Here is an 18115-nt window from a genome sequence, read left to right as displayed (position 1 = left end):
GCCGCGTCGGGGGATACTCGTTCCCCGGACGGGCCGCGTTAGCCGATTGTTTCGGCAAGACGCAGTAGCGCCGCGCGCGTGTCCTCGAAGCCCAGGCAGGCATCGGTGATGCTCTGGCCGTAGGTGAGCGGTTGCTGGTGCGGGTCCTGCTTTCCCGCCGCCAGATGGCTCTCCACCATGAGGCCCTTGATGCCGCTGCCTCCCTGGCGAATCCGTCGCCCCGCGTCGTCCAGGATGGCCGGGGTCAGCAGGGGGTGGGAGCGGGTGATTCGAAGGTCATCGGTTTGCATGGCGCTCAGGATACGGTAAGCGGGACACGACTAGAAGTAGCCGACCAGCCGCCCGAGCAGCAATACCCCGATCCACAGGATCATGGATCCGATGGCGCTTGCCCTCGCGGCGCCACCGGTGCCGCCGGCGCGACGCAGGAACCAGGCGGCGTTCAGGCCGGCGAGGACGATCAGCAGGAGCTTGCCCAGGAACAACGGCGAGGCGGCGTACTCGCTGGCCCGGGTGGCGAACAGCAGCGCACCGGAGACCACGGCCAGCATGAAGCCTGCCATCGCGGTTTGTGCGAGTACCGGCATGAGATGATCGATCGCCGTGCGCGACCACAGACCCGCCAGACGCAGGTCCAGCGGTACGATGCCGCCCACCAGCAGTGCCACCCCGAGGATATGCCCGGCGTTCACCAGCGGGTACACCAGCATGGAGCTCCTGAGCGCCGCGACCGGCGCCCAGGCCTCAACGGCGAGCAGTGCCTCGGTGATCAATCGTCGTCCGGAACCCGGCCCGGGTAGAGTTCGTGGTGGCCCTCGCCCGTGGTGACGCGCACGGCCTTCAGGAGCCGCTCGCCCTCACGGTTGGAGATGTGCCCGAGGGCAGAGAACTCGCTGCCCGTCTCCAGCAGCTCCTCCGTCAGGCCGCTGCGCTCGTTGCGCCACGGCTGACCCACCTCGATGGTCCACACCTCACCGTCGACCTCGATATCCACTTCGCCGTGGGGGTTGCCGAGGCGGACATCGACGATCTCGCCGGTCAGCTCCGTGAACTCGTCGCTGGCCCAGCCCCAGCCGTGGTGGGCCGATGCCAGAGGTACCAGTGCCAGAGAGAGTGCCAGGGCCAGGATGCCCCGAATGAGTTGTGGGACGCGTGTGTTCATGGTGGCGGCGCTCCGTGTGCGGTGGAATCGACCAGTTTGACCACGCATGCGTGCGGCCGGTTCTCCGCATTAGTCTAGACCGCGCGATCGGGGTGTGGCGACGCATCAAGATGCGCCATCCACCGCTTCTTCGGTGCCATCCCGGCAATCTCGAATGCACACTCTGGTCACTTCGGCTAAAGTCCCCCCGAACCCGCCCAGGAGAAAGCACCAATGCACGCCGCGGCGCCACGCCCATGACCGTTCTGCTCTGGCTACTCGCGATCCTGCTCATCGGCGCCGGCCTGGTCGGGCTGGTGCTGCCGCCGCTTCCCGGGCCGCTGTTGCTGTTCGCCGGGCTGTGGGTGGCCGCCTGGGCGGAGGGGTTTGCCCATGTGGGTATGTTCACGCTCGTGGTCCTGGGCGTCATGGCGGCGCTCGCGTCCCTGGCGGATTTCATTGCCGGTGCCTTCGGCGCGCGGCGCTATGGCGCCTCGGCCCGGTCCATCACGGGGGCGGCGCTGGGCGCGCTCGTGGGTCTCTTCTTCGGGCTGCCGGGCCTGCTGCTGGGGCCTTTCATCGGCGCCTTGGTCGGGGAACTCTCCACCCGCAGCGGGCTACCGGCGGCGGCACGCGCCGGCTGGGGCGCGACGGTGGGCCTGGCGATCGGCGTGGCGGCGAAGCTCGCCTTCGGCATAGCGATGGTCGGGTTGTTCCTGTTGGTGCGATTCTTCTGACGGGCGCAGCCGCGCCGGGTGGCTGAGGTCGTTCACCAGGTGGTGCGATTCGTCTCGCGGGGGAAAGGGCCTCAGCATACCAATCCTGTTCGGGCCACCGCGGCGGCGGATTCTGCTATCGTCGGGCGTCATGGCAACCAGCCGACAAAGGTGCGCTCATGGCAGGCGAGATTCCGGTTCCGGAAACCATGGCGGCGATGGTCCTCACCGGACATGGCGGTGTGGACAAGCTGCAATACCGTACTGACGTCCCGACCCCGCGCCCGGGGCCCGGCGAGGTGCTGGTGCGGGTCACCGCCACGGCCAAGAACAATACCGACCGCAAGGCTCGGGAAGGGCTGTATCCGGTCAAGGACAAGGGCGATACCGTCTCATTCCAGGTGGGTGGCGCGCCGACGTTCACGTTCCCGCGCATCCAGGGCGCGGATGTGGCGGGCCGCGTCGCCGCCGTGGGCGAGGGCGTTGATCCCGCACGGGTCGGCGAGCGTGGCCTGCTGGATTTCAACATCTACGCGGACAGCCGCAGGGACATCAACCTGACTCCGGACTACTACGGTCACGGCGCCGATGGCGGCTTCGCCGAGTATGTTGCCGTGCCGTCGGACCAGTTTCACGCGGTGGACAACCCGGACCTGGCGGACGCGGAGCTGGCGGCCATGGGCATGTGCTCCTACCAGACGGCCCTGCACATGCTGACCGCCGCCGGGGTCACGGCCGGGGAGCGGGTGCTGGTCACCGGCGCCAGTGGAGGCGTGGGGACGGCACTGATCCAGCTTTGCCGCATCCTGGGAGCGATCCCCTATGCGCTGAGCCAGCAGGACAAGGCCGAGGCTTTGCTGGAACTGGGTGCCGAGGCCGTGCTGGACCGCTCGCAGATGGAGGACTTCGAGGCCCGGGTGCGCGCCGTCACCGGCGACAAGCCCATCGACGCGGTCATGGACCTGGCCGGTGGCGAGATGACGGACCGCTTCATCGACACCATGATCTTCGACATGAAGGCGCGCTCCACCTATCCGCGCCTGAGTATCGCGGGGGCGAGTGCCGGCAACGTCAGCGAGATCATGTGGACGCGCGTCTATCTCTACCAGGTCCAGATCTTCGGTGTCTCCCACGGCACCCGGGAGGAGGCGGAGCAGTTGATCGCCTGGATCCGCTCGGGGCAGCTCCGGCCGGTGCTCCACGGGGCGTTCCGACTGTCGGAGCTTCACGACGCCGAACAGTATTTCGTCGACAGGGGCAGCAACTATCTGGGCAAGATCGTGATCGTGCCGGACTCCCAGTGGCCGACGCACGGCGCCCCGTTCGCGGTCAGGACGTGATCATCGTTTGATCAGGGAGACCTGAAACAGACGTAGCGCCGACGAGGGCCTGTAGGGCGGACCTCCAGGTCCGCCTGTGACCGACATGCAAGCCAAGGTGGTTGATCGATGCCTGATCGGCGGACCTGAAGGTCCGCCCTACGCCTCGATGCACCATGAACCTGCCACCAAGCCAACAAGGAGCCACCAACCGATGCAACTCGGCGCTCACGTCTCCGCCGCCGGCGGACCCCAGAACGCTCCGGAACGTGGTCGGGAGATCGGCTGCGACTGCATCCAGATATTCACCCGCAACCAGCGTCAGTGGCAGGTTAAGCCCATCAGCGATGACGAGGCCGCGGCCTTCCGCGAGAACCGGCGGGCCCACGGCATCGGCGCGGTAATGAGCCACAGCTCGTACCTCATCAACCTCGGCACCACGGATCCGGACAAGTTCGCCCGGTCGTACAACGCCTTCGATCAGGAACTGATCCGCTGCCACCAGCTCGGTGTGGAGCTGCTGAACTTCCACCCAGGCGCCCACGTCGGCGAAGGGGAAGCCACCGGCATCGCGCAGATCGCCCACGCCCTGAACGCGCTGTGTCGCACCCATCCGGACAAGACCGATGTGCTGCTGGTGCTGGAGAACGTGGCCGGGCAGGGGACCACGCTGGGCTCCTCCTTCGAGGAGTTGCGGGCCATATTGGATCAGCTTGAGCAGCCGGAGCGCTTCGGTGTGTGCATCGACACGGCCCACGTGTTCGCCGCGGGCTATCCGATCCACACCGAAGAAGGCTGGGAGGAGACCTGGGAGGCGTTCGACCGGGTGCTTGGCATGGATCGCCTGGTGGCGCTGCACCTGAACGACTCCAAGCCGCCCTTCGCCTCCCGCAAGGACCGCCATGCACTCATAGGTCGTGGCGAGATCGGGGCCGAGGCCTTTCGCCGGGTGCTCACCGACGCCCGCACGCGTTCACTACCGATGTTCCTGGAAACGCCGGCTGGCCCGGAGGGGTGGGCGCAGGAGATCGAGTGGTTACGCGGTGCGGCTCGGGGCGAGGATCGGCCGCTGCCGCAGATCGGGGATGCCGGAGTGAATCTGTAGGCGCCCCTCGATAAGCCGCTTTGGCCTGCATGTTGTGGGAAGGCGGACCTAAAGGTCCGCCCTAAGGTCCGCCCTACAGATGCGCCTTCCCTCGGAATCCCCCAGCGCTACGACTTGGGCCGTTCGTTGTCCGGGTCGTACAGGGCCCGATAGCCCACCGCCTCGATACGCATGGTGAAGTGCTCGTGGAAGTACTCCATGAGGATCTCCTTGCCTTCCACGGCGAACTCCCGCGGTAGATACCCCAGAGCAATGGTCTTCTCCACGGACGGGCCGTAGGCGACACTGGTTGTGTAGGAGCGTCGCCCGAGCTGGTCCACCAGCACCTTGCCAGTCTCCGGGTCCAGGATCGGGCAGTGACCCACCGGGTAGCGCGGTACACCCTGTTCGTCCCGGTTGTCCACCATGGTCATGGTGCACAGGTACGCGGGCTGGCTCTCCCGTTCGCGCTGCGCCAGGTACGCTTCCTTCCCGTGGAAGTCCGCCGCCTTGACCTTGGGCCGTGCCAGGCCTGCCTCGTAGAGGTTGTACTCGGTGAGCAGGTCGGCGTTCTGCAGCCGCAGGCTCTTCTCCAGGCGGCGGCTGTTGGCGTAGGTCTCGATGCCTACCGGGGTCACTCCCTCCTCGTAGAGCAGATCCCACAGGGACAGGCCGTAGCTGAACGGCACGTGCAGCTCCCAGCCCTGCTCGCCCACGTAGGAAATGCGGAAGGCGTACACGGGCATGCCCTTGATGGTGATCTGTTTCGCCGTGGCGAAGGGGAACCGCTCGTGACTGAGCTCGGCCGGGTGGTCCGCGACCGCCTGCAGGGTTTCCCGGGCATTCGGGCCCCAAAGGCCAAGGCAGCCCAGGTGGTCCGTGCGATCGTCGATGTAGGCATGCAGGCCCTTACGCGAGGCGATGCGTTTCATCCACACGTAGTCCCGGTGGCCGGTATCACCGCCGCACATCACCCGCCAGCGGTCCTCCGCCAGGCGAATGATGGTCAGGTCCGCCTTGACGCCACCCTCGTGGTCCAGGAAGTGGGTGTACACACCCTTGTCGATGGGCGTGTCGCCGCCCACCTTGGCGACGGACAGGTACTCCAGCAGTGGTTCTGCGTCGGGTCCGGAGACGTCGAACACGGCGAAGTGGGAGAGGTTGATCATGCCCACGTTCTCGGACAGCGCCAGATGCTCGGCGTTGGAGACCCGCCAGAAGTGGCGGTTGTCCCACTCGTTGTGGCGCTCCGGAATCCGGTGTCCATAGGTGTCCAGCAGCAGCGCCTCGTTGGCGGCGTAGCCGTGGGCACGTTCCCAGCCGGCGGCTTCCATGAAATAGCCGCCCAGGGCCTCTTCCCGAGGCCAGAAGGGGCTGCGCCGCAGGTTGCGACCCATGGCGTAGGGCTCCCGCGGGTGTACCGGCGGGTTGTAGATCTTGAAGGCCGTCTCGTAGCAGCGGTCGTGAATGTAGCAGGGGGTGTTCTGCAGCGGGTAGAACCGCGCGATGTCGATGCCGTGGTGGTCGATCTCGGTCCGGTCGTCGGTCATCCAGTCCGCCAGCACCTTGCCGGCGCCGGGACCGTCCTTGACCCAGATGGCCTCGCAGAACCACAGGCCCTCGGTCTGCGGTGATTCACCGATGATGGAACCGCCATCAGCGGTCACTGACAGTAGCCCGTTGAAAGAGCGCTTCTCGTCCAGCCCGAGCTCGGCGAGGATGGGGGTGAGCTCCATGGCCCGCTCCAGCGGCTCCATGATCTGCTCCAGCTCCAGATCACGCTGCGACGGAGAAAGCCGTGACTCTTCCTTCTCCAGGATGTCCCGGGGGTGCACCAGGCGCGGGGCCTTCTCCTCGTAGTAGCCCCACTCGATGTAGCCGCCTTCGGAAGTGACGGGGTCACCGGTGTCACGGAGGTAGGCGGAGTTGCCCTGGTCCCGCATCAACGGGTAGCCGATCTCGTAGCCGGTGCCGTTGAACTCCTCGTAGGGACCGAACCACAGTAGCGGGTGTTCCACCGGCATCATGGGTAGATCCTGCAGCGCCTGTTCGGCGATGAGCCGGCCCCAGATGCCGCAGCACACCACCACTTTCGAGGTCTCGATGTAGCCGCGGGGCGTCTCCACGCCATGGATCTGGCCGTGGCGAATATCCAGGCTGGTTGCCGGGGTGTTGGCGAAGGTCTGCAGCCGTCCGGTGGCCTTGCCTTCCTCCACCAGTTCCCCCGCTACGGTCTGGGAGCGCGGAATGACCAGTCCGGCATCCGGGTCCCACATGGCTGCCTGGACCATATCCTCGTTGAGCAGAGGCATGCGCTCCTTGGCTTCGCCGGCGCTGATCATGTGCGCGTTGGTGCCGAAGGCGCGGGCCGAGCCCACCTTGCGCTTGAGCTCTTCCAGGCGCTCGTCATCGCCCACCCGGGCGATCTCCAGGCCGCCGACGCGCTGGTAATGGCCCCGCTTCTCATAGAAGTCGGCGCTGTACATGGTGGTGTAGCACGTCATGTGGTCGTGCGAGGTCATGTAGCAGAAGTCCGAGGCGTGGGAGGTGGAGCCCACATCGGTGGGAATCATGGATTTGTCGATACCGACGATGTTGTCCCACCCCCGTTCGATGAGGTGATGGGCCACCGACGCCCCGACGATACCGCCCTGGCCGATGATCACGACGCTTGCACTCTTGGGGAACTTCGCCATTGCCTCTCTCTCCCATTGGCACGTGGAGTGGATGCCAATATCTGCCTTGGGCCGTGGAGGCGACGGCCTCGGTGACCCGCCGCCTCCGGTAACCGCGCTACCCGCCGGTACGTACAGGAGATTGTTACCAGTGGCGGAAGGCTCTACTGTTCTCGGAGCGCAGGCTTCTGTTCAATGGAGGACATGCGCCCTTCGGGGCTGCTCAGCGCATCCGCAGCCGGCGTTGCGCTGCTTGGCTGTACCGGCCAGCCCAGCCGTAGGGCGGACCTTCAGGTCCGCCGTCTCCGCTCTGCAGGCCAAGGCGGCTTGGCCGAGGCTGGAATGGTGGACCGGAATCCACCCTACGGCCTGCGGGCGCGCTGAGCGGCCAGAGGTTCGCGGGAACGGTTCCGTCTTTCCCTGCCGCAAGATCCGGAGTGCCGCCTGGACAGCGACTGGACTATCCTCAATCGGAACGGCAATCCAGGCATGATGGAGGCGACTCGTGAGCAGTACGTTCACACCCGCGCAGACTGATGTGGTCACCCGGATCTGCCGGTATATCGAGGCCTCGGAGCAGCCGCCACGGCTGGCGGAGCTGGCCGCCGAGGTGGGCTGGAGCCCCTGGCATCTGCAACGCACCTTCAAGGCGGTAACCGGCCTGACGCCGCGGGCTTACGCCGCAGGCTGCCGCAGCGAGACCGTACGGCGGGCGCTCTCGGAGAGCGCCAGTGTCACCGATGCCATCTACCATGCCGGCTATTCCTCCAGCGGCCGGTTCTATGCCCAAGCGGATGCCGAACTGGGCATGACCCCGGGGCGGTACCGGGCAGGCGGCGACGGGGCCGAGATCCGCTTTGCCGTGGCCGAGTGCCGCCTGGGTGCCATCCTGGTGGCGCGGACGGATGTCGGCATCTGCGCCATTCTCCTGGGTGATGATCCTGAAGCGCTGGTCCACGAACTGGAGGACCGCTTCCCCGCCGCGGAACTGGTCGGTGGAGACGCATCCTTCGAGCAGGAAGTGGCTCAGGTGGTCGGTTTCGTCGAATCACCCCGCACCGGGCTGGATCTGCCCCTGGATATCCGCGGCACCGCATTCCAGCGCCGTGTCTGGGAAGCGCTCCGGGCCATTCCGCCGGGCGAGACGGTTAGCTACTCGGAGTTGGCGCGCCGTATCGGTGCGCCAGGCAGCGCCCGGGCCGTGGCCGGCGCCTGTGCGGCGAACGCCCTTGCGGTCGCCATCCCGTGTCACCGGGTGGTGCGCAACGACGGCGGGCTCTCCGGCTACCGCTGGGGTGTGGACCGCAAGCGGGTCCTGCTGGACCGCGAGGCCCGGGAGTGACTGAAAGCGGAACCTTCCAGCCGGAGCAGGAATTGCACATCGGATATCGGCCCGATGGCATCCTGCGGTTTCATCAGCGGATCGTTCAGTGTTGCCATTGAACATGGAGATTCGCCACACGTGACTCCGCTGTCTGGAGGGCATGCATGAAAAGGCCTTGGTGGCGCCGCCGCTGGCTCTGGATCATCGTCGGTCTGCCGCTGTTGATCTGGTTGCTGAGTGTCACCGTCTGGACGTGGTGGGCCGAGGAGCATCCGGCGGAGGAACGGGAGTTGCGGATTCAGCTCCACCAACTCCTGCAGGAGCGCTTCCCGGAACAGATGCGGTTGCCGGATCACCGCATCGGTTTTGTCCCCCAGGGTGGCGAAGGGAGTGCCCAACGGCATCCCGACGTGATCCTGATCCACGGCCTCGATGAGCCGGGGGACATCTGGAACGATCTGATCCCGGAGTTGCGGGAAGCGGGTGTCGAGCCCTGGGAGTTCCGCTACCCCAACGACCAGGCCATCGACCGCAGCGTGGATCTGCTGGCGGAGCGGTGGTCCGAGCTGCCCGGTGACACGCCCGTGGTACTGGTGGGGCACAGCATGGGCGGGCTGGTGATTCGCGATTTTGTCACCCGCCTGCGGCACCCCGAGGCTGCGTCGCCCGCTGTCGAGGGGCCGCCGGTGCAGGGCGGTATTCTCATCGGCACGCCCAATCACGGCTCCGAACTGGCCCGGTTGCGGGTCTGGCTGGGGCTGCGCGAGTTCGTGGCACAGGCGCAGGAAGAGGACTTCAGCCTGTTTGCGCCGCTGCGTAGCGGCACCGGCGCGGCCAAGATCGACCTGCGCCCGGGGAGTCAGTTCCTGACGGATCTCAACGACCGCCGCTGGCCCGAGGCGATTCCGATCCAGCTCATTGGCGGCATGCTGGGCCAGCCCGATGCCGAGATCATCGAGGCGGTGGATGCCGTCTCCAGCGAACTGGGCGAAGACCAGCTCCCGCGTACCTTCGAGACCTGGTGGCGCGAGGTCGGCGAGGGCCTGGGCGATGGTGTCGTTCCGGTGTCATCGCTTTCACTCCCTGAGGCGCCGCCGCCGACGCTGGTGCCGGCGTCCCATCGTGGCATGCTGGTGCGGGCATCGCCCGACGATGAAATCCCCCCGGCGATTCCGCATGTGCTGGAAATCCTGGATGAGTGGGAGCATCCATGAGGCCCCGTCATTGCGTAGGCCGGAGGCTTTCGTAGGGCGGACCTTCAGGAGCGCCAGGCGAAGCCTGGTCGCTTGGGATTGGTGGCATGGAGGCGGCCATGAAATTGCGAGAGGGACCCAGCGGGCCGTTGAGCCCGCCCGGTAGAGGTTGGCCACCAGCCGGAAGCGAGTCTTGCGCTGCAGTGGGTAACTGCTGTGGTGAAGCGTAGACAGCGAGTGTCCAGGCTGCGTGATTGAGCCCCGAAATCCGCGACATTGTGGGTGCCGACGGTGTCTGAAGACCGGAAGGCAGTAACGCTGCACTGTAGAGGCCTGGTGTGGTGTGCCCGCCGGGGTCCGAGAGCGGGGCATGGGCACATTGGGGTCCCCCAGGAACCTGGGAGGGCCTGTCGTCTCCGCCCAAGAAGTAGACGGTGCGGGCGACCGCTGATCCGCAGTCCGGGCCAGTGGTGGGAGCGTCCTCCTGCTGCTGGAGCGAAGGCTGAGGGCGCTGCGGCGGTATGGTGCTGCGAGGACAGCCAGAGCGGTGCCAGACGGGCGGCAGGCAGTCGGAGTCTCCCATAGTACCGGAGCAGCCGGGGAACGCGCCCCAGCGGACCCGGTGAAGGGGAAGGGGAGACCGTGTGAGTGGAGCTGTTGGAGGGACCGATGGCGGAGGCATTGGACTCTGATCTCATCTCAACGCGATGCCAACAGATAGCGGATCTGGCGCGGCGTCTTCCGGACAGGCCGCTTTTGACGTTGGCCCATCACATTGACGAGGCGTGGTTGCGTGAGGCGTATCGACGCACGCGCAAGGACGGGGCGCCGGGCGTTGATGGTCGCACGGGTGCCGCCTACGGCGAGGAGCTTGAGGCGAACCTGAGCTCGCTGCTGGAGCGGGCGAAGTCCGGGGTACCGGGCGCCGCCGGTGCGGGGCACCTCGATCCCCAAGGGTGACGGGAGCGAGCGCCGAGCGCTCGGCATTCCGACGTTTGAGGACAAGGTGCTCCAGCGGGCGGTGGCGATGGTGCTGGAGGCGGTCTACGAGCCGGAGTTCCACGAGGGCTCGTACGGCTTCCGCCTGGGACGCTCGGCGCACCAGGCGCTGCAGGCGGTCTGGCGGCCGTTGATGGCGATGGGCGGTGGCTGGGTGATTGATCTTGACGTGCGCAAGTTCTTTGACCGGGTCGACCATGGTCTGTTGCGGGAGGTGCTGCGTCGGCGGGTACGTGACGGCGTGCTGGTTCGGTTGATCGGCAAATGGTTGAACGCCGGCGTGCTGGAGGAAGGGCAGTGGCGCCAGCCTGGCGGGGCACCCGCAGGGCGGGGTGATCTCGCCGATGCTCGCCAACATTTTCCTCCACGAGGTGCTGGATACGTGGTTCGAGGACAGTGTCCGGCCCCGGTTGCGCGGTGAGGCGCACCTGGTGCGTTTTGCCGACGATGCGCTGCTGGTGTTCGCCTGCGAGAGCGATGCCCGGCGGGTGATGGAGGTGCTGCCCAAGCGTTTTGCGCGCTACGGGCTGGAACTCCACCCGGAGAAGACCCGGGTTGTGCGGTTCGACCGGCCCGGATCGGGCGGAGGACCGCACCCGGAGACCTTCGATTTTCTCGGCTTCACCCACTACTGGGGGCGGTCGAGGCGAGGGCGCTGGTGGTCAAGCGCAAGACGGCGCGGGATGGCTGCGCCGGGCCATGCATGCAATCGATCGTTGGTGCTGTGTGATGCGGCATCACCCCGTGGTTGAGCAGTGGCAAGCCCTGAACCGCAGACTCCGGGGCCACTACGCCTACTTCGGCGTGCGTGGTAACTTTGCAGCGATCGACCAGGTCCGCTCCCAGGCGATGCGCTCCTGGCACCGATGGCTGTCGCGGCGCTCGCAGAAGGCGGCGATCCCGTGGTCGGAGTTCTCCCGGTTCCTGGAGTGTTACCCGCTCGCCCGGGCCAGGATCTGCGCCACGTAGCGAAGCCACTCACACGAGGAGCCACTTGCGGGAAACCCGCACGAGTGGATCTGTGGGGGCCGGCCGGGTAACCGGCCGGCCTACCCGACGAGCGCCAGGCGAAGCCTGGTCGCTTGGGATTGGTGGCATGGAGGCGGCCATGAAATTGCGAGAGGGACCCAGCGGGCCGTTGAGCCCGCCCGGTAGAGGTTGGCCACCAGCCGGAAGCGAGTCTTGCGCTGCAGTGGGTAACTGCTGTGGTGAAGCGTAGACAGCGAGTGTCCAGGCTGCGTGATTGAGCCCCGAAATCCGCGACATTGTGGGTGCCGACGGTGTCTGAAGACCGGAAGGCAGTAACGCTGCACTGTAGAGGCCTGGTGTGGTGTGCCCGCCGGGGTCCGAGAGCGGGGCATGGGCACATTGGGGTCCCCCAGGAACCTGGGAGGGCCTGTCGTCTCCGCCTAAGAAGTAGACGGTGCGGGCGACCGCTGATCCGCAGTCCGGGCCAGTGGTGGGAGCGTCCTCCTGCTGCTGGAGCGAAGGCTGAGGGCGCTGCGGCGGTATGGTGCTGCGAGGACAGCCAGAGCGGTTCCAGACGGGCGGCAGGCAGTCGGAGTCTCCCATAGTACCGGAGCAGCCGGGGAACGCGCCCCAGCGGACCCGGTGAAGGGGAAGGGGAGACCGTGTGAGTGGAGCTGTTGGAGGGACCGATGGCGGAGGCATTGGACTCTGATCTCATCTCAACGCGATGCCAACAGATAGCGGATCTGGCGCGGCGTCTTCCGGACAGGCCGCTTTTGACGTTGGCCCATCACATTGACGAGGCGTGGTTGCGTGAGGCGTATCGACGCACGCGCAAGGACGGGGCGCCGGGCGTTGATGGTCGCACGGGTGCCGCCTACGGCGAGGAGCTTGAGGCGAACCTGAGCTCGCTGCTGGAGCGGGCGAAGTCCGGGGCGTACCGGGCGCCGCCGGTGCGGGGCACCTCGATCCCCAAGGGTGACGGGAGCGAGCGCCGAGCGCTCGGCATTCCGACGTTTGAGGACAAGGTGCTCCAGCGGGCGGTGGCGATGGTGCTGGAGGCGGTCTACGAGCCGGAGTTCCACGAGGGCTCGTACGGCTTCCGCCTGGGACGCTCGGCGCACCAGGCGCTGCAGGCGGTCTGGCGGCCGTTGATGGCGATGGGCGGTGGCTGGGTGATTGATCTTGACGTGCGCAAGTTCTTTGACCGGGTCGACCATGGTCTGTTGCGGGAGGTGCTGCGTCGGCGGGTACGTGACGGCGTGCTGGTTCGGTTGATCGGCAAATGGTTGAACGCCGGCGTGCTGGAGGAAGGGCAGTGGCGCCAGCCTGGCGGGGCACCCGCAGGGCGGGGTGATCTCGCCGATGCTCGCCAACATTTTCCTCCACGAGGTGCTGGATACGTGGTTCGAGGACAGTGTCCGGCCCCGGTTGCGCGGTGAGGCGCACCTGGTGCGTTTTGCCGACGATGCGCTGCTGGTGTTCGCCTGCGAGAGCGATGCCCGGCGGGTGATGGAGGTGCTGCCCAAGCGTTTTGCGCGCTACGGACTGGAACTCCACCCGGAGAAGACCCGGGTTGTGCGGTTCGACCGGCCCGGATCGGGCGGAGGACCGCACCCGGAGACCTTCGATTTTCTCGGCTTCACCCACTACTGGGGGCGGTCGAGGCGAGGGCGCTGGTGGTCAAGCGCAAGACGGCGCGGGATGGCTGCGCCGGGCCATGCATGCAATCGATCGTTGGTGCTGTGTGATGCGGCATCACCCCGTGGTTGAGCAGTGGCAAGCCCTGAACCGCAGACTCCGGGGCCACTACGCCTACTTCGGCGTGCGTGGTAACTTTGCAGCGATCGACCAGGTCCGCTCCCAGGCGATGCGCTCCTGGCACCGATGGCTGTCGCGGCGCTCGCAGAAGGCGGCGATCCCGTGGTCGGAGTTCTCCCGGTTCCTGGAGTGTTACCCGCTCGCCCGGGCCAGGATCTGCGCCACGTAGCGAAGCCACTCACACGAGGAGCCACTTGCGGGAAACCCGCACGAGTGGATCTGTGGGGGCCGGCCGGGTAACCGGCCGGCCTACCCGACGTCCGCCATTACGGCCTCCGATGAACCACCTCGACTTGCGGTTCAGCGGAAGGTGGACCTGAAGGTCCACCCTACGCCTAGCGGGCCTACCGCCCCAGTCCGTAGAACTCGTCGTTCGGGCGCATGGACGCCATGTTGGCCAGGCGGTTGCTCATGGCGAAGAAGGCGGCAACGGCGCCGATGTCCCAGATGTCGTCCTGGGTGAAGCCATGCTCCCGGAGCGGGGCGAAGTCGGCGTCCTCGATATCTTCCGAACACAGCGCCACTTTCATGGCGTAATCCAGCATGGCGCGCTGGCGATCGCTGATGTTGGCCTTGCGGTAGTTCACCGCCACCTGGTCGGCCAGCAGCGGATCCTTGGCGCGTATGCGCAGAATGGCTCCGTGAGACACCACGCAGTACAGGCACTGGTTGGCGGCGGAGGTGGCCACAACGATCATCTCCCGTTCCGCCTTGGTGAGACCGCTGTCGCCGTCCATGAGCGTGTCGTGGTAGTTCATGAAGGCGCGGCACTCATCGGGTCGGTGGGCCAGTGCCAGGAACACGTTGGGCACGAATCCGGATTTTTCCTGGATGGCCAGAACGTAGTCGCGGATGTCCGTCGGTACGTCTTCAAGGGTTGCCACGGGAAAGCGGCTGATCGGCTGGTCGCTCATAGGGCCTCCGCGTTGTTCCGCAAGGTCGTTATCGATCCGGAGTGTGCGCTATCATGCCACCGGGCGAAACAACCGGGAAGCGATCCATGGCGACGGCAGACGAGGTGCTTTCTTACTGGTTCGGCGACGAGCCCGATGACGGGCGCCTCGCCGATCAGCGCGGGGCCCTTTGGTGGTCGAAGAATGCCACCACCGACGCGGAAATCCGTGAGCGCTTCGGGACCCTGGTCCGCGCTGCCGGGCAAGGCGAGCGTGATGCCTGGGCGCGAACGCCACGTGGGCGCCTGGCTTTGGTGATCCTCATGGATCAGTTCACGCGCAATATCCACCGGGACACGCCGGATGCCTTCGCGCTGGACGACCGTGCCCTGACGCATGCGCTGGACGGCATCGAGACGGAGGAAGACCGGGATCTTCGGCCCATCGAGCGGGTATTTCTGTACATGCCGTTAGAGCATGCCGAGGACATGGCCATGCAGGAATGCTCCGTGGCCATGTTCCAGGCACTGCGCGATGAGGTGCCGGCGGCGCACAAGCAACCCTTCGACGTGTTTCTGGACTTCGCCATCCGCCACCGGGACGTCATCGCCCGCTTCAGCCGGTTTCCCCACCGCAACGCCATCATCGGCCGGCAGTCCACCGCCGAGGAGCTGGCGTTTCTGGAACAGCCCGGCTCCTCGTTCTGATTACTGCAGCGGTGCCAGCAGCTCGTTGACGAAATGGGGCAGCACCGCCGGCTCCAGCGCCACCAGGAACACCACGCCCCAGGCCGCGCCCCAGAGATGGGCGCTGTGGTTGATGTTGTCGCTGGCCTGGCGCTCCGCCCACATGGAATAGCCCACGTAGGCCGCGGCGAAGACGATGGCCGGTACCGGCACCACCAACACAATCAGCATGGACCACGGCTGCAGCAGGATGTAGGCGAACAGCACCGCGGCAACCGCCCCGGACGCGCCCAGGCTCTGAAAACGGGCGTTGTTCCGGTGGCGGAACTGGCTGGGCAGCGAGGCGATGACGATCCCGGCCAGGTAGAACAGCACGAACCCCACCTCGCCGATGCGCGGCGTCAACGCCTGTTCCATGAACCGGCCGAAGAAGAACAGCGTCACCATGTTGAACAGCAGGTGGGTGCCGTCGGCGTGGATAAAGCCGTGGGTCACCAGCCGCCAGTACTCGCCCCGCTGCACGCCGGGTGGCCAGTGGATGAGCTTGCTCATCAGCTGCGGGTCCCGCCAGGCCAGGTAGGACACCGCAACCGTGGCGGCGATGAGTCCGAGTGTAATGATCATGTGCCGCTGTCTCTCCCTGCGTTTCCGTGTCGGTTGCAGGCCGAAGTATGCCGGAGACGGCTGCCGTCCGTCGTCTGCCCCTTCACCTCCCGCCCGCACAGGCCTACCATCGGGGTATGCGTCTTTCAGTGATCGTGCCCGCGCTCAACGAGTCGGCGGCCATCGCCGCCTGTCTCGAACCCCTGCAGCCCGCCCGCCGCGACGGGCATGAAGTGCTGGTCGTCGATGGCGGCAGCACCGACGATACCCGTGACCAGGCGGCACCCATGGCCGACCGGGTGCTGGAAAGCCCCCGGGGGCGGGCGGTGCAGATGAACCACGGTGCGCACGCCGCCAGTGGCGACGTCCTGTGGTTCCTGCACGCCGATACCCGGGTGCCGGAAGACGCCGTGGATCGCATTGTCGACGCCTGCCACGGCGGGCGCCGGACCTGGGGTCGGTTCGACGTCACCCTGGACGCGTCGGGTGTTGCCTTCCGGATTATCGAGACGAGCATCAACCTGCGTTCCCGTTTCACCGGCATTGCCACCGGGGATCAGGGCATGTTCGTCAGCCGCCGGCTGTTCGACGCCGTCGGCGGGTTTCCGGAACTGCCGCTGATGGAAGACGTGGCCATGTCCCAGGCCCTGCGCCAGCGCGGCCTTCCCGTGGCGTTGAGCACACGTTTGCACACCTCTGCCCGCCGCTGGCAGGACAACGGCACCTGGCGCACCGTGTGGTTGATGTGGCGTCTGCGGTTCGCCTTCTTCCTTGGTGCCGACCCTGCCGACCTGCACCGGCGCTACTACGGTTCTTCCTCGTGACCGGGTACTGGGCGTACCCGGAGGGCCGCCTGCTCCTGTTCGCCAAGGCGCCGGTCCCCGGCCGGGTGAAGTCCCGCCTGCGGCCCGTCTGGGGTGCACGGGGCGCCTGCGGGGTCTACCAGCAATTGTTCCGCCGCACCCTGGAGACCGTTCTGCACAGCCGGACTGCCCCGGTGGAGGTCTGGGCGGCACCGTCGGCCGCGCATCCCTGGCTGCGGACCCGCAGCCGGGAGGCAGGGGTGCCGTTGCGCGTCCAGCCCCCCGGGGATCTGGGCGAACGCATGGCGGCGACGCTGCATGCCTGTCTGACGGACAGCCCGTATGCGGTGATCGTCGGCGCCGACTGCGCCGGATTGACCGCCGGGCATGTCCGGGAGGCCTTCAGCAGTCTCGCCGCGGGTGACGATGCCGTGTTCTGCCCGGCCCACGACGGGGGCTATGTCCTGGTGGGGCTGCGGCGAGTGGAGTCTCGGCTCTTCCGCGCCGTGCCCTGGGGAACGGCGGACGTCATGCAGGCCACCCGGCAGCGGGCACGACGTCTTGGATGGCGGGTCACGGAACTGAGTCCGGCGCGGGATGTGGATCGCCAGGCCGATGTCCGGTTTCTGCGACGTGCGGGCGTGCTGGAAAGCCCGGGTGTTATGCCAGGCGGGCCCCGGCCACCGCTTCAGGTCGAGTGACAGAGCCGGGCTTATCGGTCGACCGCTCTGCGTGTTCTTCCGCCACCATCACGCGGTTGCGTCCGGAAGCCTTGGCCTGGTAGAGCGCCGCGTCGGCCGCGCGCAACAGTTCGCGGGACGAGTCTGTCTCGGCGGTGCAGGCGGCGACGCCAATGCTGGCCGTGATGTGCCGCACCCCGGGTGATGCGGCGTGGGGCAGCGCCGCCGCGTTGATGTGCTCACCCAGGCGGGCCGCCAGGGTCTGTCCGCCGGCCAGGTCGGCGCCCTCCAGCAGGATCACGAACTCCTCGCCGCCGATGCGGAATGCGGTGTCGGTGTCCCGGAGTAGCGCCGCCCGCAGAAGCTCGGCGATCTTCACCAGGCAGGTGTCTCCCTGCCCGTGCCCGTAGTAGTCGTTGTAGAGCTTGAAGTGGTCGATGTCGACGAACAGGACTGTCACGGGTTCCCGGGTGCGCTGGAAACGTGACATGGCGTTGTCCAGGCGGCGCTCCAGTTCCAGCCGGTTGTAAAGCCCGGTAAGCGGGTCCGTGACCGACAGGCGCTCCATGTCCAGGGCCCGCTGCAGGTTCTTTTGCCGCGCCCGCTCGTAGGCACGCTCGAACCGGGTCAGCAGGAAAGCGAGAAAGGCGAACACGATGGGCACGTTAATGAGCCAGTCCGCCAGTTGTTGCTCCGGCGTCAACGTGGCGAACAGGCCCGGCTGCAGGTAATACGCGGTGATCAGGCCCATGACCTGAAGAATGAACAGGGCATTGGTTGCCAGGCGCTCACGGCCCGTGAGCAGGTAGTTGATCAATACTATCAGCAGCGCCGCATAGACAATCGACGGCGACACCAGTCCGGCGCTGGACAGCCATGCCATGGGAAAGAGGGCGAAGGCACTCCCATAGACCCCGAGGCGCAGCACCTGGGCGTGGTGATAGCCACGGTGCGCCGCCGCCGCCAGGGCAAAGACGAACAGGGCCGTTGCAATCCACTTGTAGTTAAAGGAGAAGTCCAGCCCCATCGCCATGTTCGTGCCCACAGTGAACGTGGCGATGGCGCCGAAGAAGAGCATGAACTGAATGAAGAAGGCCGTTTTCAAACGAGAAGTATGCCCGGGTGTGTTCTTGGTCATTGGGGTCGGCCGAGTTCGGAACGTTCGAAACCGTATCAGTACAGCGTCGCGCAGATACAGTCGACGGACAG

General features: G+C 66.6%; 22 protein-coding genes. 15 read left to right on the top strand and 7 right to left on the bottom strand.

Annotation, left to right across the window (positions count from 1 at the left end; all coding sequences use genetic code 11):
• Positions 1 to 38: 38 nt before the first annotated feature.
• The 3 genes from KU884_RS19120 to KU884_RS11395 are packed head-to-tail and all read right to left on the bottom strand — an operon-like array spanning position 39 to position 1162.
• Positions 39 to 290 carry a hypothetical protein gene (locus tag KU884_RS19120; protein ID WP_167782758.1) on the bottom strand — a complete coding sequence of 84 codons (252 nt, stop codon included), beginning with the start codon at positions 288 to 290 and terminating at the stop codon, positions 39 to 41.
• A gap of 30 nt (positions 291 to 320) precedes the next feature.
• Positions 321 to 773: a hypothetical protein gene (locus KU884_RS11400; protein ID WP_167782757.1), complete on the bottom strand. Its 453-nt coding sequence runs from the start codon at positions 771 to 773 to the stop codon at positions 321 to 323.
• Positions 770 to 1162 (bottom strand): DUF6152 family protein, encoded by a 393-nt coding sequence (locus tag KU884_RS11395; RefSeq protein ID WP_167782756.1) that lies wholly within the window; start codon positions 1160 to 1162, stop codon positions 770 to 772. Before KU884_RS11395 ends, KU884_RS11400 begins: the two co-directional genes overlap by 4 nt.
• A 236-nt stretch (positions 1163 to 1398) precedes the next feature.
• On the opposite strand from KU884_RS11395, the gene KU884_RS11390 reads away from it, so the two are divergent.
• The 3 genes from KU884_RS11390 (at position 1399) to KU884_RS11380 (ending at position 4281) form a co-directional block, all read left to right on the top strand.
• Positions 1399 to 1878, top strand: a complete 480-nt coding sequence (locus KU884_RS11390; protein WP_167782755.1) for a DUF456 domain-containing protein — start codon at positions 1399 to 1401, stop codon at positions 1876 to 1878.
• 158 nt (positions 1879 to 2036) lie between these two features.
• Positions 2037 to 3197: a zinc-binding dehydrogenase gene (locus tag KU884_RS11385; protein WP_167782754.1), complete on the top strand. Its 1161-nt coding sequence runs from the start codon at positions 2037 to 2039 to the stop codon at positions 3195 to 3197.
• A 193-nt stretch (positions 3198 to 3390) separates the two neighbouring features.
• Complete coding sequence (locus KU884_RS11380; RefSeq protein WP_167782753.1) at positions 3391 to 4281, top strand: deoxyribonuclease IV; 891 nt, start codon at positions 3391 to 3393, stop codon at positions 4279 to 4281.
• A 107-nt stretch (positions 4282 to 4388) separates the two neighbouring features.
• On the opposite strand, the gene KU884_RS11375 is transcribed toward KU884_RS11380, so the two are convergent.
• On the bottom strand, positions 4389 to 6956 hold the full coding sequence (locus KU884_RS11375; protein WP_167782752.1) for an FAD-dependent oxidoreductase: 2568 nt from the start codon (positions 6954 to 6956) through the stop codon (positions 4389 to 4391).
• A gap of 484 nt (positions 6957 to 7440) precedes the next feature.
• On the opposite strand from KU884_RS11375, the gene ada reads away from it, so the two are divergent.
• From ada to KU884_RS19005, 9 genes are all read left to right on the top strand, one after another.
• Positions 7441 to 8277 (top strand): bifunctional DNA-binding transcriptional regulator/O6-methylguanine-DNA methyltransferase Ada, encoded by an 837-nt coding sequence (gene ada / locus KU884_RS11370; RefSeq protein WP_167782751.1) that lies wholly within the window; start codon positions 7441 to 7443, stop codon positions 8275 to 8277.
• A 146-nt stretch (positions 8278 to 8423) separates the two neighbouring features.
• Entirely contained in the window at positions 8424 to 9473 is a 1050-nt protein-coding gene (locus KU884_RS11365; RefSeq protein WP_167782750.1) for a triacylglycerol lipase, read from the top strand.
• A 741-nt stretch (positions 9474 to 10214) separates the two neighbouring features.
• The gene (locus KU884_RS11360; RefSeq protein WP_217351351.1) at positions 10215 to 10412 is read left to right on the top strand and encodes a hypothetical protein; all 198 of its coding nucleotides are present in this window, start codon (positions 10215 to 10217) and stop codon (positions 10410 to 10412) included.
• Positions 10384 to 10872, top strand: coding sequence for a reverse transcriptase/maturase family protein (locus KU884_RS11355; protein WP_217351350.1), 489 nt, complete (start codon positions 10384 to 10386; stop codon positions 10870 to 10872). Before KU884_RS11360 ends, KU884_RS11355 begins: the two co-directional genes overlap by 29 nt.
• Positions 10796 to 11203 (top strand): reverse transcriptase domain-containing protein, encoded by a 408-nt coding sequence (locus KU884_RS19025; RefSeq protein WP_254432026.1) that lies wholly within the window; start codon positions 10796 to 10798, stop codon positions 11201 to 11203. Before KU884_RS11355 ends, KU884_RS19025 begins: the two co-directional genes overlap by 77 nt.
• Positions 11181 to 11420, top strand: a complete 240-nt coding sequence (locus KU884_RS19020) for a hypothetical protein (RefSeq protein ID WP_217351354.1) — start codon at positions 11181 to 11183, stop codon at positions 11418 to 11420. The genes KU884_RS19025 and KU884_RS19020 overlap by 23 nt, the downstream gene beginning before the upstream one ends.
• 782 nt (positions 11421 to 12202) lie before the next feature.
• A complete protein-coding gene (locus tag KU884_RS19015; protein ID WP_254432027.1) occupies positions 12203 to 12862 on the top strand; it encodes a reverse transcriptase domain-containing protein in 660 nt (219 codons plus the stop codon).
• Positions 12786 to 13193, top strand: coding sequence for a reverse transcriptase domain-containing protein (locus tag KU884_RS19010; RefSeq protein ID WP_254432026.1), 408 nt, complete (start codon positions 12786 to 12788; stop codon positions 13191 to 13193). The genes KU884_RS19015 and KU884_RS19010 overlap by 77 nt, the downstream gene beginning before the upstream one ends.
• Positions 13171 to 13410 (top strand): hypothetical protein, encoded by a 240-nt coding sequence (locus KU884_RS19005; RefSeq protein WP_217351354.1) that lies wholly within the window; start codon positions 13171 to 13173, stop codon positions 13408 to 13410. Before KU884_RS19010 ends, KU884_RS19005 begins: the two co-directional genes overlap by 23 nt.
• 175 nt (positions 13411 to 13585) lie before the next feature.
• Here the strand turns inward: KU884_RS19005 and KU884_RS11340 are convergent, their stop codons facing one another.
• Entirely contained in the window at positions 13586 to 14155 is a 570-nt protein-coding gene (locus tag KU884_RS11340; protein ID WP_167782749.1) for a peroxidase-related enzyme, read from the bottom strand.
• 86 nt (positions 14156 to 14241) lie between these two features.
• Here KU884_RS11340 and KU884_RS11335 point away from each other — a divergent pair, with 86 nt between their 5' ends.
• On the top strand, positions 14242 to 14841 hold the full coding sequence (locus KU884_RS11335) for a DUF924 family protein (RefSeq protein ID WP_167782748.1): 600 nt from the start codon (positions 14242 to 14244) through the stop codon (positions 14839 to 14841).
• Here KU884_RS11335 and KU884_RS11330 read toward each other — a convergent pair whose 3' ends face one another.
• Positions 14842 to 15444 carry a rhomboid family intramembrane serine protease gene (locus KU884_RS11330; protein ID WP_167782747.1) on the bottom strand — a complete coding sequence of 201 codons (603 nt, stop codon included), beginning with the start codon at positions 15442 to 15444 and terminating at the stop codon, positions 14842 to 14844.
• Positions 15445 to 15560: 116 nt separating this feature from the next.
• Between KU884_RS11330 and KU884_RS11325 the strand changes: the two genes are divergently transcribed.
• Both KU884_RS11325 and KU884_RS11320 read left to right on the top strand, forming a co-directional pair.
• Complete coding sequence (locus KU884_RS11325; RefSeq protein WP_167782746.1) at positions 15561 to 16247, top strand: TIGR04283 family arsenosugar biosynthesis glycosyltransferase; 687 nt, start codon at positions 15561 to 15563, stop codon at positions 16245 to 16247.
• Positions 16244 to 16927 (top strand): TIGR04282 family arsenosugar biosynthesis glycosyltransferase, encoded by a 684-nt coding sequence (locus tag KU884_RS11320; protein WP_167782745.1) that lies wholly within the window; start codon positions 16244 to 16246, stop codon positions 16925 to 16927. The genes KU884_RS11325 and KU884_RS11320 overlap by 4 nt, the downstream gene beginning before the upstream one ends.
• Here the strand turns inward: KU884_RS11320 and KU884_RS11315 are convergent.
• On the bottom strand, positions 16887 to 18044 hold the full coding sequence (locus tag KU884_RS11315; protein ID WP_167782744.1) for a diguanylate cyclase: 1158 nt from the start codon (positions 18042 to 18044) through the stop codon (positions 16887 to 16889). The two genes, KU884_RS11320 and KU884_RS11315, sit on opposite strands and share 41 nt — an antisense overlap.
• Positions 18045 to 18115 lie beyond the last annotated feature (71 nt).

Origin of the sequence: Aquisalimonas sp. 2447, assembly GCF_012044895.1 — a bacterium.
Lineage (GTDB): Bacteria > Pseudomonadota > Gammaproteobacteria > Nitrococcales > Aquisalimonadaceae > Aquisalimonas.
Note: the sequence above shows the minus strand (reverse complement) of the source record. Positions and strands in the feature narration are given on the sequence as shown.

What these genes read in the sequence shown, in the direction of transcription:
- KU884_RS19120 (WP_167782758.1), bottom strand. Translation starts at nt 290, where the DNA reads ATGCAAACCGATGACCTTCGAATCACCCGCTCCCACCCCCTGCTGACC.
- KU884_RS11395 (WP_167782756.1), bottom strand. Translation starts at nt 1,162, where the DNA reads ATGAACACACGCGTCCCACAACTCATTCGGGGCATCCTGGCCCTGGCA.
- KU884_RS11390 (WP_167782755.1), top strand. Translation starts at nt 1,399, where the DNA reads ATGACCGTTCTGCTCTGGCTACTCGCGATCCTGCTCATCGGCGCCGGC.
- KU884_RS11385 (WP_167782754.1), top strand. Translation starts at nt 2,037, where the DNA reads ATGGCAGGCGAGATTCCGGTTCCGGAAACCATGGCGGCGATGGTCCTC.
- KU884_RS11380 (WP_167782753.1), top strand. Translation starts at nt 3,391, where the DNA reads ATGCAACTCGGCGCTCACGTCTCCGCCGCCGGCGGACCCCAGAACGCT.
- KU884_RS11375 (WP_167782752.1), bottom strand. Translation starts at nt 6,956, where the DNA reads ATGGCGAAGTTCCCCAAGAGTGCAAGCGTCGTGATCATCGGCCAGGGC.
- KU884_RS11365 (WP_167782750.1), top strand. Translation starts at nt 8,424, where the DNA reads ATGAAAAGGCCTTGGTGGCGCCGCCGCTGGCTCTGGATCATCGTCGGT.
- KU884_RS19025 (WP_254432026.1), top strand. Translation starts at nt 10,796, where the DNA reads ATGCTCGCCAACATTTTCCTCCACGAGGTGCTGGATACGTGGTTCGAG.
- KU884_RS19020 (WP_217351354.1), top strand. Translation starts at nt 11,181, where the DNA reads ATGCGGCATCACCCCGTGGTTGAGCAGTGGCAAGCCCTGAACCGCAGA.
- KU884_RS19010 (WP_254432026.1), top strand. Translation starts at nt 12,786, where the DNA reads ATGCTCGCCAACATTTTCCTCCACGAGGTGCTGGATACGTGGTTCGAG.
- KU884_RS19005 (WP_217351354.1), top strand. Translation starts at nt 13,171, where the DNA reads ATGCGGCATCACCCCGTGGTTGAGCAGTGGCAAGCCCTGAACCGCAGA.
- KU884_RS11340 (WP_167782749.1), bottom strand. Translation starts at nt 14,155, where the DNA reads ATGAGCGACCAGCCGATCAGCCGCTTTCCCGTGGCAACCCTTGAAGAC.
- KU884_RS11335 (WP_167782748.1), top strand. Translation starts at nt 14,242, where the DNA reads ATGGCGACGGCAGACGAGGTGCTTTCTTACTGGTTCGGCGACGAGCCC.
- KU884_RS11330 (WP_167782747.1), bottom strand. Translation starts at nt 15,444, where the DNA reads ATGATCATTACACTCGGACTCATCGCCGCCACGGTTGCGGTGTCCTAC.
- KU884_RS11325 (WP_167782746.1), top strand. Translation starts at nt 15,561, where the DNA reads ATGCGTCTTTCAGTGATCGTGCCCGCGCTCAACGAGTCGGCGGCCATC.
- KU884_RS11315 (WP_167782744.1), bottom strand. Translation starts at nt 18,044, where the DNA reads ATGACCAAGAACACACCCGGGCATACTTCTCGTTTGAAAACGGCCTTC.